Genomic DNA, 13,931 nt, shown 5'->3' on the forward strand with positions numbered 1-13,931 from the left:
GAAAGGAGAAAATTCAATTATGGATGTGAGTTTGAACGCTGAAAGACTCAGTGAACAGTATTTCTCTTGGTATAAGAATAATACTGACTTTAAACAGGTAAATAAAAATATCATTCAAATTAATTTACCTTTCACTGACAACTTTGCAGACGAATTAACAATTTATGCAGTGAGTTTACCAGATGGCAGAATTAAGGTAACCGATGATGGATGGACTGTTAATAATCTTGAAAGTGTTGGTGTATCAATAAGTCATTCGCCAATGCGGAAAAAATTGTTTGAGACTCAATTGCGTGCATATGGTCTCACAAGTGCAGCTAGTGAATTGTCGATTACCGCAGATATAGCTCACTTTTCAGAGGCTAAACACCGTTTGCTTCAGGGAATGTTATTTGTGAATGATATGTTTATGTTGAAAAAACAGCACACAACTAATTATTTTATTGATGATGTTAATTCGTTCTTTGAGGAAAATAATATTCGCACAATTAAAAACGTTTCGTATATGGGGAGTAGTGGGCTTTCACATAAATTTGAGTTTTCGATTCCTGAAATTCGTAATATTCCTACGCAACTTATTAAAACAATGACGAATGCCAATAATTCGATGTTTGCGATGGCTATTCTGGCTAATGTGGAGCAAACCGAAAAAATTATGCAGCAGCGTACGCGTTTTTATGTTTTTCTGAACGATTTGAACCGTGAAAAACAACAACATTCTGTAAGTCAGGATGTCGTTAATTTATTTGAACAGAATCGAATTAAGGTTGTTCGCTTTAGTGAACGGGAAAGCTATGCGGCAGAATTGGCAGAATGAAGTTTTTAAGAAAATGATTTGAATGAAAGCAGGATCAGAAATGATGCTGTTTTTTATTTTCTTAAAAATCAGCCCAATATTATGCGAATTATATAGTATAAAGCCAGTTTGTTGCTTAATGTACTAACAATTTCTATAATAATGCTATTAATTTTTAGCAATTTTATAGAAATAGCGTATAATTATTAATGAAAGGAGTGTTATCGATGGAAGAAATGGTTCAAGTTGCTGCACGTATGGATAAAAAAACCAAAGAGCAAGCAGAGAATGTGTTTGAAGAGTTGGGATTGAATGGCTCTACAGCTATAAAAATGTTTTACAAACAAGTTATTAAACAGAACGGAATTCCGTTTAAAGTAACCAATGAGACACCAAATGATAGATTACAACGAGCAATTGATCACGATGAAGGCGATGTGGTTTTCAAGAACCTCGATGACGCGATGAATTATTTGAATGACTAAACATGTTTTGTTATTTAGTCGGATAGTTCTACAGCAGATTTAAGAAAAGTTGCTAATATCTATTTAATACCGCATAACAAAAATAACTAACTATTTTAATAATCCCGAATTGTCAAATTAAGTTAGAAATTTTTTAACTGTTCATCTGTAATCTGACTGATGAATGCTTCCAGAGGTGTCTGGTAACCCAAACTTTTTCGTGGGATGTGGTTTCGTCGACTGGCAACTGCTTGAACAAATCCATCTGATAGCTGGTCCATAATAAGATTGTGACGTAAACCATCTTTACGCAGCAGACCATTGGTGTTCTCATTTAAACCACGTTGATTGGGTGCTCCGACAGCGGCAAAGTAAATATTTAAATCAAATTGGTTAGCAATGGTTCGCCAACCGGCGAACTCCTTACCATTGTCAAACGTAATTGACTTAAATAGGTGTCGTGGCAGCTTCGAAAGCCATCCTGCTAAACTACGATTGACATCGTGTGCCGACTTGGTATGCGAATTCAGCACAATTGCGACCTTAGTTTGTCGTTCAACCAGCGTGGTTACCGCACCCTGATGGTTTTTACCTTGAACCGTGTCACCTTCTAAATGGCCGAATTCTTGATTAAAATTAGGATAGTCCTGATAACGATTCTTTAAATCCCTGCCCAATTGACCCGCTTTCCCACGGCGTTCAATGTAACCATTAGGGTGCCGTTTGCCGTGCATCGGTAAATCTTTGGTCGACAACCCCAAAACACCGCGTTTGAAAAGGCGGTAAAGGGTTCGAACCCCACAGCTGAAAGCCCGTTCTTGGCGATTAATAATGGTATCTGGTTGCCAACCAGCTTGAGTTTTGGCTTGAATATAGGCCAGTTCATCAGGGCGTAGTTGAATTGGTTTACGCCCACAATGTTGTTTATGCTTTCGATAGTGGCATTGGTAATCAATAATCGTACCGCCAGCGTCAAGAAACCGATAAATACGATACACAGTTTCAGCACTCCGATGGAGCGCTGGGGCCACTAGATAAGCCTTTTTACCGAGTTTCCAAAAAGAATAAATTGTGGCAAGTTCGTCTATAGTAAGATGAGTATAGGTCATTTGTGATCAGCCTTTCTTTTGATTTTGACACTCAAAAGTCTATCACAAATGGCTTTTTAAATTTCTAACTTAATTTTACAAACCGGGAATAACTAAGTAATGAAAGCAGGATCAGAAATGATTCTGTTTTTTATTTTTTTTAAAACTCAGCCCATTATTATGCGTATCAGTATTATGTAGGCATTTTGCTGTTAGTGAGTACATAAAAGCTTTTGTTTAAATGCAATTTGTTTTTTGTGAGAAACAAAAGTGATAAAATGAAATTGAAAAGGTAATTCACATTTTGGAAAAAGTGGACGAAATTAAACGCGAATTAAAAAATATTCAAAGTAGAAGATCCAAATGGTTGATGAGTAATCGCAGGAAAAATATTCATTCTCTTTTTAATTTGGGAATTAACCCAGAGATTGCGTTGGATGAAATATACACAAATTTAAGTTGGAAAAATTATATTGCTGGACCGGAGATTGACGATCATTATCCGCCAATCCCTGGTGCAATCTGGATTTTTGGGCTTAGAATTTTAGAAACGCCTTGTTATCTTAAATTTCAAGATCGACCAAATGGAGTTGTTTTTTGGATATCAGTACATGAAGCAAAATATCCATTAAATTTTCCCTATCTCTAGTGGTTAGTGAACGATCTTGAAAAAAAGGAGAATTTTATGAAAGAGAAAAAGTTTTTCAACCCAGAAAAAGGAATCGAAGAACTATATATTGAAAAGTGGATTCCAGAAATAGTAAAAGTTAGAGATATTGATGATTTGCTTGTTATCAACCATTATTGGCAAGATGCTGAAGGTGAACTGTGGAATGATTTCGATCAACCAAATGAAAACTTTGTCAGAACTTTTGATGCTTATAGGGAGCGTAAGGGGTTTATGCAGCCTTCTCAAATTTGTGAACTACGCAAGCAACTTCATTTAAGTGTTAGAGAATTCGCGAAGCGGTTGGGTATTAGTTATTCGACAGTTTCACAAATTGAGAATAATCAACGTATTCAAGTTCTCTATCAAGAAAATCTATTTGAACACGCTAAAAAAGAATTTGAAACCACAGGTGAATTGCCAGACCATGCAGATAAAAATAGTCAAATTACGGCTAGGCTGAATTTCAGTACGAGTGGGACACCATTTTATATTTCGCATAATTCATATATAAGTGAAGAACATTGTCAATCGAAATCAAACGAATTTCACGTTATTGAAACTTTAGGAGATGGTATCTAATGAGTGTTTTAACGTTTAATGGTTATACAGTGCAAAAGATGAACTATGAGCGCAATGACAACTATAAAAAAACACAAAATAAAATGATTTTGAGCCCGAAACTAAGCGTTAAAAATCGTGTTTATGGAGATCAAATCAGAATTGTGTTAACTGTGGTTGTCGGGTCACTGACGAGATCGGATGTGCCATTTAAAGTATCGTGTAGTGTAGAAGGAAGCTTTGTTTATAATGTTGACGAGGATAGTAAACATACTGGATTAAATTCGCTTTTAGAAGAAAATTGTACAGCAATTCTCTATCCATATGTCCGTGCGTTGGTTGCAACATTAACTAATTCATCAAATGAATTTCCTGGTTATAATATGCCGACAGTTAACGTCGCAAGTGTTTTAAAAGAGGACGCTAAATAATAATAATACCGGCCAATATTTTATGGTGACTTCGCTAAGTATTCCTAGTATGTCCAGGGCAACTCATTTTCTGACGCTGCATATTGAGCAGAAGATGCAATTGCAACTAGGGATAACGATCCTTAAGTGCAAAAACCTCGTAAATGAAAACTGGTTTTGAATGATTGCCTCACATACATTATGAGGACAAGACACTGATGTATTAGCATCTAGCAGTATCAAAAACGGCAGTTAAAATTAGTTCAAAAATCTCAGTAATTACCATTTTGGTAAATTTACTGAGATTTTTTATTTGTTTTTTCCATGATTAGATTTGCAGGTATGATATCATTAACCTATGAAAGTTATGAAAGGGGTTTTATCAATTGAAACAATTTGAAATTAAGCTATCTTATGAAAATGGTCGCGTCATTACATTCTATCGGGAATTTGCTAATATCGAGGAAGCAGAAGAAGACGTTTTGGCTCATATTTCATCCGGTTCAACCATCAAATTCAATGAACAAGGTGCAGTTGGTATGTTGTCATTTCGTGGCGCACTTAGTTATTTAATTACGCAAAAAGATCGTCCTGAAGATGTAGAAGCCATTACCTGGAACTAATTAAATGGTTTAGAAAAGAGGCTAATTAAATGAGTACAAAAATTTCTATCGAAACTTTAGAAAACGGTTACAAAGCTATTTTTAAAGAACAGCCAGCTCGTTTTTATTTTGCTCCGGGCCGAATTAATTTAATCGGGGAACACACTGATTATAATGGTGGTCGCGTATTTCCTTGTGCAATCAGTTTAGGCACCTTTGCCGCGGTAAAACCGCGTACAGATAATGAATTCCATTTATATTCGGAAAATTTTGCGGAACAGGGCATTCAAGTTTTAACTTTAGGAACCGCAGAAATTCAAGAAAAAGTTGGTAATTTATGGACAAACTATCCTAAAGGGATGTTGCGCTATTTAATCGAAGCAGGTGCCAAAATTACCACTGGCTTGGATGTTTATATTTTGGGTAATTTACCTGATGGCGCAGGATTATCCTCATCGGCTTCTTTAGAAATGCTGTTTGGCAAGATTTTACAGGATGAATTTCATTTACAGATTGAACCGATCGACATGGTTAAACAAGGCGTGAAGGCGGAAAACCAGTTTATCGGTCTTAATTCCGGAATTATGGATCAGTTTGCCGTTGAAATGGGTAAAAAGGATAATGCCGTTTTACTGGATACGAATACTTTAAAGTATGAACATGTGCCTTTAAAACTGGGTAATCACGTGATTATTATCATGAATACGAATAAACGGCGTGAATTGGCAGATTCTAAATATAACGAACATCGCCAAGAATGTGATGAAGCCTTGAAACAGCTTCAAACGGGAATTGATGTCCCAACTTTAGGGGCGTTGAATAAAGAAACTTTCGATGAATATGCGTACTTAATTCAAAGTGAGCCACTACTCAAACGCGCACGGCATGCAGTATTTGAGAATCAACGCGTTGGTGAAGCAATGTCCGCACTTAAAAATCAAGATCTAGCTAAGTTTGGTCGTTTAGTAAATGCCTCACACATGTCTTTGCAATATGATTTCGAAGTCACGGGCAAAGAATTGGATACACTAGCGCATACAGCTTGGCAGCAACCAGGTGTATTAGGTGCACGAATGATTGGTGGAGGCTATGGTGGATGCGCCATTGCCCTTGTTGAAAAAGATCAGGTTGAAAACTTTGAAGCTAATGTTGGCAAAGTTTACAAAGAAAAAATTGGGTATGCGGCCGATTTTTACGTTGCTGAGATTGCCGATGGCCCAACGCAATTACAAAGAGGTAACCAAGATTGAAAAATGAACAATCAACTAGTTTAGTTGAACAGTTTGTAACTGAAATCCTTAAAAAGGGCACTTATCATGAATTAGATCGCCGCTACCTGATCAACCGAATCTATGCCATGGTGGGTGAACAACCGCTAGAAAAAACGACGGCTGTCAACGATTTGTTACAACTTCAGGATGCCTTAATAGAAGCTGCGATTCAAAATCATAAAATTGAAGCTAATCCGACTGATCGGGAAATTTTAGGTGCCGATCTTATGGACTTTATGACGCCGACGCCTTATGGAGTGAATACGAAATTCTGGGATTTGTATCAAAAAAGTCCGCAGACAGCAACGGCCTACTTTTATCGGCTGAGTCGTGACAATGACTACATTAAAACGCGGGCAATTGCTAAAAATATTGAATTTCCGGTGCCGACTGATTATGGTAATTTGGAAATCACAATTAATTTATCCAAACCAGAGAAGGATCCGCGGGCGATTGCTTTGGCTCAGAAAACTGTTTCAACAAGCTATCCGCAATGTCAATTATGTTTGGAAAATGAAGGTTATGAGGGTCGTGTGGGGTATCCGGCGCGTGGTAATCATCGAATTGTGCGTTTGCAATTAGATGGGGAGACATGGGGATTCCAGTATTCTCCTTATGCCTATTTTGCCGAGCACTGTATTTTCATTTCTGAGGTCCACCGTCCAATGCACATTGATCGCACAACATTTCAAAATTTAGTCGCGATCACGAAGCTATTTCCTGATTATTTTGTGGGCAGTAACGCTGATTTGCCCATTGTTGGTGGTTCGATGTTGAGTCATGACCATTATCAAGGCGGCAAACATGAATTTCCAATGGCCGTTGCTGCAATTGAAAAGCCGTTTGAATTAAACGGGTTTGCGAATGTGTCAGCTGGGATTGTAAAGTGGCCGATGTCAGTCATTCGTTTAAAGAGTGTCTCGGAATCAGCCTTAGTGAGTGCGGCAACCAAAATTCTGAAAGTTTGGCAAAATTATGATGATCCTAAACGTGACATTCGCCATGAAACAAACGGTGAGAACCATCACACGATTACGCCAATTGTACGTCAACGAGCAGGAAGATTCGAGATGGATCTGGTATTGCGTGATAATCAGACTTCCGAGCAATATCCGGATGGCATTTTTCATCCGCATCAAGATGTGCAGCACATTAAAAAAGAGAACATTGGCTTAATTGAAGTTATGGGCTGCGCCATTTTACCGGCAAGATTAAAGGCTGAGTTGCTTGAGGTTCAACGCTATTTATTGAAGCAATCCAACGAAATGAAGCCATACCATAAAAAATGGGCTGATCAGTTGCAAGAAAAACACCAGTTTACTGCTGATAACGTTCAAGAAATTGTGGATCAAGAAGTTGGCCGGGTCTTTTTGCGCGTTTTGGAAGATGCAGGGGTCTTTAAGCAAACTAATGATGGTCAGACTGGTTTTATGGAATTTATTCATAAAGTTAATGAGGTTTAATATTTGTAAGCCCTTTACTCGTTGAAAAAATCAAAAAATGGTAAAATTAAGGTATCAAATAATAAGATATTGGGGGAATTTTAGATGAGCGAAAGCCGCTTAGATCCAAAACGATTTTCTAAAATATTAGTTGGGGTTGATGATTCCCCAGATGCTCAGTTGGCATTTCGATTTGCGATGAACCGGGCCAAACAGGATAATGCTGAACTTGATATTGTGTCAATCTTGGAACAAGACGATATCAATGTTTATCAGGCACTAAATAAAAATTATATTCGTGACAAACGCAACGATTTGGAAAAACATTTACAAGGCTATCGAAAAATTGCCGAAGATTTTGGTATTCGCAAGGTAGAAACGTACACAGCCGAAGGAGACGCCGGTGAAACCATCGTTAAAGATGTGATTCCACACGTAAAACCAGACCTGCTGGTGATCGGTTCTTCGTCACGTTCGGGTGTTGCTCGCTACTTTGGTAGCCAAGCTTCCTACATGGCTAAGTATTCACCAGTTTCGGTTTTGGTTATCCGTTAGTTTGAGGTCGCTTGAATTTTAGTTTTTAAGTAGTTAGAATGATTATTAGAAGCAAATAATTCTAAAAGAAGGCATAAAAAAATGGCAAAGCAAGTTTATAACGATTATTTTTTTGATGAACCAGCATGGAATACGCATGATGGTGGATATGTGCCGCTAGAAGAACCGACGACACCGCAACAAAAGCTTCACGTGCCGGCAGTTTTGCAACCAGATAAAGAAACCGACACGGATATGTATTATACGGTAACGGCTGAAGAGGGCGAAACGCAATTACTACCGGGTCCCAAAACGAAGACGTGGGGCTATAATGGCAGTTTATTGGGTAAAACCATTATCTTCAAACGCGGTAAAATGATTCATATCACGTTAAAAAATGATTTGCATGAACTCACTACTTTTCACTGGCACGGTTTGAATGTACCAGGACCTTATATTGATGGTGGTTGCCATGCACCGGTTTATCCAGGTGAATCCAGTGACATTAAATTTGTCTGCAATCAACCGGCAGCGACCCTTTGGCTACACGCACATCCATGTCCATCAACTGCCCAGCAAGTTTGGCATGGTTTAGCAACCCCTGTTGTCGTCCAAGACGAGGTTGAAGCAAAACTGCCATTGCCACGTAATTACGGCGTGGATGATTTTCCACTAGTTTTACAAGACCGTAATTTCCATGAAGACAACCAATGGGATTACCAAAAAGACTACGATCCAGACGGTGTACAAGGAAAAACACCAATGATTAACGGCACAATTAATCCGTACATTGATGTGACTACCCAGCGAGTGCGTTTACGTGTATTAGATGGTGCTAACCGGCGTGAATTCCGCTTGCACTTTAGTGACGGCCTGGAGTTTGCACAAGTGGCATCCGATGGCGGTATCATGCCAGACCCCGTTTATTTCACTAAGGTCATGATGACCTGCGCGGAACGTGATGAATTTATTGTCGATTTTGGCAAGTATCACGATGGCGATGAAGTTGCCTTGATGTCAGATGATGTGCCGCTGGTTCATTTCCGAATTCATGAATTTGCAAAAGATGACACCAAGTTACCTGATCATTTAGTTGATGTTCCTGATTTACCTGTCACTACCGGAACCAAAACTCGACATGTGGTCATGTCAGGCATGGATGAAGAAGTGGCTATTGATGGTAAGAAGTTTGAAATGCAACGAATTGATGCCCGTCAAAAAGTTGGCGATGTTGTTTTGTGGGATATTACTAACACCAATGACATGGTTGGGGGAATGATTCATCCGTTCCATATTCATGGCACACAGTTCTTAGTGGTTTCGCGAAATGGACACGCACCATATGCAAATGAACATGGATGGAAGGACACGGTGAGTGTTAATCCAAACGAGCATGTGCAGATTAAGGTCCGTTTTGAGTATACCGGAGTTTATATGTATCATTGCCACATTATTGAACATGAAGATGGTGGCATGATGGCTCAGATTGAGTCCTATGATCCGCAGCATCCAAAGACTTACAAGTTGATGGATATGGATACGTTGATGAACGCCTTTGCTAAGGAAAATCACGTGAATCCTAAAGATCTCTGGCTTGGTGGTATGGGATCTTATGAAAAAATGGGTATGAAGATGTAGATCTTTTAAAACTTATGCCCTTCAAATAAGCTATCGAAAATAAATAATAGCTCGTAGTACCTAAGATTTAGATATTGCGAGCTATTATTTTATTTTTAAATAAAGGTTGAAAGCACAAAAACGCATCTCATTGTCTGATATAAAAACGTTCATAGTAACAAAATCAGATTAAATTACCGTCTTCCAGCAAATTTAGGCTGGAACGTAGTATGGACATGACTCAGAACCGGAATACACGGCTCCAATCTTGGCAGTTTTGAAACTAACGATATTTTTTATGGCATACTTAATCTTAGCTATAGAGATCAAATCTTTACAATGTACTAAATGTAATTTATATTGACATAGAAATGGCCTGATGATAAAGTTAAAACCGCTCACAAGTCAAAGATTAAGCACTCATTTTACAGTTTGACGTGTGTTCAAATGTGGACGTTGAAATCACATACACATCTTAAAAGATGGGTTAAATTTTAGGAGTAAAAAATGAGAGATCTTATTTCTGATCGAAAGTTAATCAATACGGCATTGTGGATTTTCTTGGTCGGCAGTGTGTTATTTGGCAACATCCCGTTGTTTGTGATTACTTATTTAACGGTAGCGGTGTTCATGATTTTACGAACAACACAAAGTCAACTAACTAGAAAAGTCAAACGACCCATGATTTTGACTTATGTTGTGCTAGCTATTTTTCAAATTATTTTTGTGTCAGTGTCATTTGCAAATCAGGATGCCAATATTTTTGCGAAGCTGTTAAGTAGAATCATTGCAGCAGCCAGTGTTTTGCTACCATTGGCCGTGGAAAGCAATATTATTATTCGTAAAAGAGCAGATTTCTATTTGCCTTCAGTTAAAGAACTGGCAACCATCAGTTTTGAACAGCTGCGAAACAATAAAACGGCTATTACAGACTCGCTTCAGGGTTTGGGCAAAATTAAGAGTACGCTCTCAAGCGATAATTTGAAAGAAACTTTTGAAGATTTACATCGCCACAGTTCCACAAAATATATTAACAATGGTTCGTTAACTGATGAATATTTTCAGTTAGCAAATCAAACCCTGGATGATCCTTTCATCTACTTGGTCATTTCTAACACGGGTAGTAGTGCCAGTGAGATCATTTCGTTATTTACACAAAAACAATATAATCATGCGTCGCTTAGTTTTGATGCCGATTTGAAAACAATTGTTAGTTATAATGGTGGTGAAAAGGTTTATCCACCGGGTTTGAATGCCGAAATGGTTGAAGCCTTTCATAAAAAGGATGATGCCTCAGTTTTGGTATATCAACTAGCGACAACCAGGGCACAAAAAAAGATTATTATTGATAAAATCAAAGAAATCAACGAAACGGGAAGTGCATATAACCTATTAGGTCTGGTGACCAAACATTCGTTGCGACCGAACATCATGTTTTGTTCTCAATTTGTGTATTCAATGCTGAAATTGGCTCATGTGGATTACTTTGATAAGCCAGCGGGGGATGTCCGACCGACAGATTTTATTGAATTGGACTACTATAAGAAACTCGAATTTTGTTATGAAATTAAATTTTAAATATAAATTATAAGACGATCTATTTCATTTTTTTGAATGAAATGGGTCGTTTTAGTTTAATCTGAAACGGTTTGAGCTGAAATTATAATTAGCAAGAAAAAAGATGTAAAGAAAACTCAAAATAGGATTACAATACATTAGTTCAATTTAAAAATGAGATTGAGAAAAATTTGCATTTCTCAACCTCATTTTAATTTATCCTAAATTTCAAAGTATTTATATAAATCATCAATCGTCAACCGTTGTTTTTCATCACCAGTGACATCAATTTTGATCTGCCCCTTGTCTAAAACGATCAAGCGATTGCCATATTTTAAGGCATCTTCCAAATGGTGGGTAATCATTAAACAAGTTAATTTATCTTCTTTAATCCGTTCATCAGTAGCCTGCAATAATTCTTGGCTAGTCTTGGGATCCAAGGCCGCTGTATGTTCGTCTAACAACAGAATATCAGGTCGTTTGATTGTGGCCATTAAGAAACTTAAAGCTTGTCGTTGACCACCGGAAAGTTCACCAGCAGGCGTATTTAAACGATGATTCAGGTCATTTTCCATGGTGCTAGTGATGGCTTTAAAATGCGGTATTTGGTGTTTGAGGCCTCGGAAAACTAAACCACGATGAGTACCACGTTTTTCTGCCAGCAATAGGTTTTCAGAAACGGTCATTCGTGGAGCGGTGCCTAACTTTGGATCTTGGAAAACACGACTGAGGAAACGGGTGCGTTTTTCTTCGGAAAGATGGGTGATCTCTTTATCATTTACGAGAATTTGACCTTCATCAACCGCTAAGTTTCCGCCGATCGTATTGAACAGGGTAGATTTACCAGCTCCGTTTGAACCTAGCACAGTAATAAAGTCACCGGGATAAACTTTCAAATTGATACCACGAAGAATTTTTTGTTCATCAGGAGTATGTCGATTGACATAGGTGGTGACGTTTTTTAGTTCTAAAATTGGATTAGTCATGATCGCGCACCTTCTTATCTGGGAGTGGCGTTTTAATGCCGTTTTTAATAAATCTGTCTAAGTGAAGTGCCTTTCGGAAGGTCGGCAACATCAGGCATAGTGCCAAAACGATGGAAGAAATCAAATTCAAATCGTTGGTGCTGAAACCAAGTTGTAAAACAATCAACAAGACAAAGCGGTATAAAATACTACCACAAGTTACGGCAACTAACCGTTGATTCATGGATAGATTGCCAAACACGACCTCACCGATAATGATGGAAGCAAGGCCAATTACGATGATGCCGATCCCCATATTAACATCGGCATAACCGTCGCTTTGGGCAACCAGAGCACCAGAAAGGGCAATTAAGCCGTTAGATACCATCAAGCCCATGATTTTCATACTGTCGATATGAATGCCTAGTGATTTGGCCATGGTTTCGTTATCGCCGGTAGCAATGAATGCTTGACCTAAGTTAGTCTGAAGAAACATCGCTAAAATAATAGTCACAATGATGACAATCAATAATCCAAGCGACACACTATCAAAGTATTTAGGCAGGGATTCCAGAAGGTGATTGGTAAACAAGCTCTGTTTGCCTAACAGTGAAATGTTGGAAGTTCCCATAATGCGCAAATTGATGGAATAACAAGCCGTCATAACCAAAATTCCAGCTAATAAAATGGGTATACGTCCCTTTGTATAAAGTAATCCGGTGACCAAACCGGCAACCATCCCGATGATAATAGCCAGCAAAGTGGCTAGAATGGGGGATACCCCATGACTGATGGCTGCAACACAAACGGCCGCTCCCATTGGAAAGGTGCCTTCAACTGTCATATCAGGGAAATCAAGAATTCGGAAAGTCAAAAATAATCCGATTCCTAAGATGCCCCAGAGAAATCCTTGTCCTATTGCAGAAGTAATTAAACTCATTTGAACAACTCCCCTTTCGTTTTAGCCGTTTTAATTAGTGATTCAGGAATGTGAATGCCTAATTTATTTGCTTGTTTCAAATTAATGGTAAGTTCGCCATGTTTGACGTATTCTACTGGTGTTTCGCTAACTTTTTTACCTTTGAGTAAGCGACCAGCCATCTTACCAGTCATGACCCCAAGTTTATACTGGTTCACACTGTACGTTGCCACGCCGCCTTGTTTAACCATCGAATCAACAGCAGGAAAGACGGGAATGTTAGCATTGTTGGCATTTTTAACTAGTGTTTGCATCGCACCAGCAATGGTATTATCAGTTGGCACATACACAGCATCAACATTTTGCAACATGGTTTGTGAAACTTGGTTTAAGTCGTTTGAATTTGAAATTGAGTAAGCTTTCAAAGTCACATGTTCTTGTTGACAAAGTTTTTTAAACAGTTTGTACTGAGTTACGGCTGAGTTATCACTAGAAGTGTAAATAATTCCCAGCGTTTTGAGTTTGGGCATGAGTTTCAAAAGTAAATCTAACTGCTCTTTTAACGGTGCTTGATCGGAAACGCCGGTAATGTTGGCCTCGGGATGATTTTCATTTTTAACTAAATCAGCACCCTTTGGATCGGTGACGGCACTTAAAACAATCGGAGTATTCTTGGTGACATCGGCCAATGCCTGTGAAGAAGGGGTGGTAATACCAATCATCAGGTCGGCATTTTCGTTGGCAAATTTTTCACTCATTGTCTTCAAGTTGCTTTGATTACCTTGCGCATTTTGATAGTCAATTTTGACCGTCTCACCTTTGGTGTAGCCTTCAGATTTCAAGCCGGCGATAACACCTTTTTGAATTTGTTCCAGCGCAGGTTGGCTCATTAACTGAAGGATTCCCACTGTTGGAACCTTTGCTTTGGTAGTTTTGGTACTGTTGCCTTTGAAAAAAGCAAAACCAAGAAAAATAAAAATTGCCGCGATAAACGTGATTAAGCGTTTCATATGATTCACTCTCCTATTTACAATAAAA

Annotated in this window: 15 protein-coding genes; 11 read left to right on the forward strand and 4 right to left on the reverse strand. The window is 38.3% G+C overall.

Annotation, left to right across the window (positions count from 1 at the left end; genetic code table 11):
• Positions 1–19: 19 nt before the first annotated feature.
• Together AB3219_RS04470 and AB3219_RS04475 are read left to right on the forward strand one after the other, a co-directional pair.
• Positions 20–817 carry a DUF1828 domain-containing protein gene (locus AB3219_RS04470; protein WP_216763226.1) on the forward strand — a complete coding sequence of 266 codons (798 nt, stop codon included), beginning with the start codon at positions 20–22 and terminating at the stop codon, positions 815–817.
• A gap of 206 nt (positions 818–1,023) precedes the next feature.
• Positions 1,024–1,281 carry a type II toxin-antitoxin system RelB/DinJ family antitoxin gene (locus AB3219_RS04475; RefSeq protein WP_216754159.1) on the forward strand — a complete coding sequence of 86 codons (258 nt, stop codon included), beginning with the start codon at positions 1,024–1,026 and terminating at the stop codon, positions 1,279–1,281.
• A gap of 122 nt (positions 1,282–1,403) precedes the next feature.
• Here AB3219_RS04475 and AB3219_RS04480 read toward each other — a convergent pair whose 3' ends face one another.
• Positions 1,404–2,369: an IS30 family transposase gene (locus AB3219_RS04480; protein WP_016526705.1), complete on the reverse strand. Its 966-nt coding sequence runs from the start codon at positions 2,367–2,369 to the stop codon at positions 1,404–1,406.
• A gap of 292 nt (positions 2,370–2,661) precedes the next feature.
• Here AB3219_RS04480 and AB3219_RS04485 point away from each other — a divergent pair, with 292 nt between their 5' ends.
• The 9 genes from AB3219_RS04485 to AB3219_RS04525 all read left to right on the forward strand — a co-directional run bounded on the left by AB3219_RS04485 (position 2,662) and on the right by AB3219_RS04525 (position 11,030).
• Entirely contained in the window at positions 2,662–2,997 is a 336-nt protein-coding gene (locus tag AB3219_RS04485) for a hypothetical protein (RefSeq protein ID WP_236698945.1), read from the forward strand.
• A 36-nt stretch (positions 2,998–3,033) separates the two neighbouring features.
• Positions 3,034–3,597 carry a helix-turn-helix domain-containing protein gene (locus tag AB3219_RS04490; protein WP_216762747.1) on the forward strand — a complete coding sequence of 188 codons (564 nt, stop codon included), beginning with the start codon at positions 3,034–3,036 and terminating at the stop codon, positions 3,595–3,597.
• A complete protein-coding gene (locus tag AB3219_RS04495; RefSeq protein ID WP_216762746.1) occupies positions 3,597–4,007 on the forward strand; it encodes a protein-export chaperone SecB in 411 nt (136 codons plus the stop codon). The genes AB3219_RS04490 and AB3219_RS04495 overlap by 1 nt, the downstream gene beginning before the upstream one ends.
• A 365-nt stretch (positions 4,008–4,372) precedes the next feature.
• A complete protein-coding gene (locus tag AB3219_RS04500; RefSeq protein WP_057804859.1) occupies positions 4,373–4,609 on the forward strand; it encodes a hypothetical protein in 237 nt (78 codons plus the stop codon).
• Positions 4,610–4,638: 29 nt separating this feature from the next.
• Positions 4,639–5,838 (forward strand): galactokinase, encoded by a 1,200-nt coding sequence (locus AB3219_RS04505; protein ID WP_216762745.1) that lies wholly within the window; start codon positions 4,639–4,641, stop codon positions 5,836–5,838.
• A complete protein-coding gene (locus AB3219_RS04510) occupies positions 5,835–7,322 on the forward strand; it encodes a UDP-glucose--hexose-1-phosphate uridylyltransferase (protein ID WP_216762744.1) in 1,488 nt (495 codons plus the stop codon). The genes AB3219_RS04505 and AB3219_RS04510 overlap by 4 nt, the downstream gene beginning before the upstream one ends.
• Before the next feature lie 84 nt (positions 7,323–7,406).
• On the forward strand, positions 7,407–7,856 hold the full coding sequence (locus tag AB3219_RS04515) for a universal stress protein (protein WP_216762743.1): 450 nt from the start codon (positions 7,407–7,409) through the stop codon (positions 7,854–7,856).
• 81 nt (positions 7,857–7,937) lie between these two features.
• Positions 7,938–9,473: a multicopper oxidase family protein gene (locus AB3219_RS04520; protein WP_216762742.1), complete on the forward strand. Its 1,536-nt coding sequence runs from the start codon at positions 7,938–7,940 to the stop codon at positions 9,471–9,473.
• A gap of 486 nt (positions 9,474–9,959) precedes the next feature.
• Positions 9,960–11,030 (forward strand): hypothetical protein, encoded by a 1,071-nt coding sequence (locus AB3219_RS04525; RefSeq protein WP_057805405.1) that lies wholly within the window; start codon positions 9,960–9,962, stop codon positions 11,028–11,030.
• Positions 11,031–11,230: 200 nt separating this feature from the next.
• Here AB3219_RS04525 and AB3219_RS04530 read toward each other — a convergent pair whose 3' ends face one another.
• The 3 genes from AB3219_RS04530 to trpX are packed head-to-tail and all read right to left on the reverse strand — an operon-like array spanning position 11,231 to position 13,903.
• Positions 11,231–11,995 carry an ABC transporter ATP-binding protein gene (locus AB3219_RS04530; protein ID WP_216753735.1) on the reverse strand — a complete coding sequence of 255 codons (765 nt, stop codon included), beginning with the start codon at positions 11,993–11,995 and terminating at the stop codon, positions 11,231–11,233.
• Positions 11,988–12,914, reverse strand: coding sequence for an ABC transporter permease (locus AB3219_RS04535; protein WP_263766095.1), 927 nt, complete (start codon positions 12,912–12,914; stop codon positions 11,988–11,990). The genes AB3219_RS04530 and AB3219_RS04535 overlap by 8 nt, the downstream gene beginning before the upstream one ends.
• Positions 12,911–13,903: a tryptophan ABC transporter substrate-binding protein gene (gene trpX / locus AB3219_RS04540; protein WP_263766096.1), complete on the reverse strand. Its 993-nt coding sequence runs from the start codon at positions 13,901–13,903 to the stop codon at positions 12,911–12,913. The genes AB3219_RS04535 and trpX overlap by 4 nt, the downstream gene beginning before the upstream one ends.
• Positions 13,904–13,931 lie beyond the last annotated feature (28 nt).

It is taken from the genome of Pediococcus ethanolidurans, from assembly GCF_964062635.1.
Lineage (GTDB): Bacteria > Bacillota > Bacilli > Lactobacillales > Lactobacillaceae > Pediococcus > Pediococcus ethanolidurans.

What these genes read in the sequence shown, in the direction of transcription:
- AB3219_RS04470 (WP_216763226.1), top strand. Translation starts at nt 20, where the DNA reads ATGGATGTGAGTTTGAACGCTGAAAGACTCAGTGAACAGTATTTCTCT.
- AB3219_RS04475 (WP_216754159.1), top strand. Translation starts at nt 1,024, where the DNA reads ATGGAAGAAATGGTTCAAGTTGCTGCACGTATGGATAAAAAAACCAAA.
- AB3219_RS04480 (WP_016526705.1), bottom strand. Translation starts at nt 2,369, where the DNA reads ATGACCTATACTCATCTTACTATAGACGAACTTGCCACAATTTATTCT.
- AB3219_RS04490 (WP_216762747.1), top strand. Translation starts at nt 3,034, where the DNA reads ATGAAAGAGAAAAAGTTTTTCAACCCAGAAAAAGGAATCGAAGAACTA.
- AB3219_RS04495 (WP_216762746.1), top strand. Translation starts at nt 3,597, where the DNA reads ATGAGTGTTTTAACGTTTAATGGTTATACAGTGCAAAAGATGAACTAT.
- AB3219_RS04505 (WP_216762745.1), top strand. Translation starts at nt 4,639, where the DNA reads ATGAGTACAAAAATTTCTATCGAAACTTTAGAAAACGGTTACAAAGCT.
- AB3219_RS04515 (WP_216762743.1), top strand. Translation starts at nt 7,407, where the DNA reads ATGAGCGAAAGCCGCTTAGATCCAAAACGATTTTCTAAAATATTAGTT.
- AB3219_RS04520 (WP_216762742.1), top strand. Translation starts at nt 7,938, where the DNA reads ATGGCAAAGCAAGTTTATAACGATTATTTTTTTGATGAACCAGCATGG.
- AB3219_RS04525 (WP_057805405.1), top strand. Translation starts at nt 9,960, where the DNA reads ATGAGAGATCTTATTTCTGATCGAAAGTTAATCAATACGGCATTGTGG.
- AB3219_RS04530 (WP_216753735.1), bottom strand. Translation starts at nt 11,995, where the DNA reads ATGACTAATCCAATTTTAGAACTAAAAAACGTCACCACCTATGTCAAT.
- AB3219_RS04535 (WP_263766095.1), bottom strand. Translation starts at nt 12,914, where the DNA reads ATGAGTTTAATTACTTCTGCAATAGGACAAGGATTTCTCTGGGGCATC.
- trpX (WP_263766096.1), bottom strand. Translation starts at nt 13,903, where the DNA reads ATGAAACGCTTAATCACGTTTATCGCGGCAATTTTTATTTTTCTTGGT.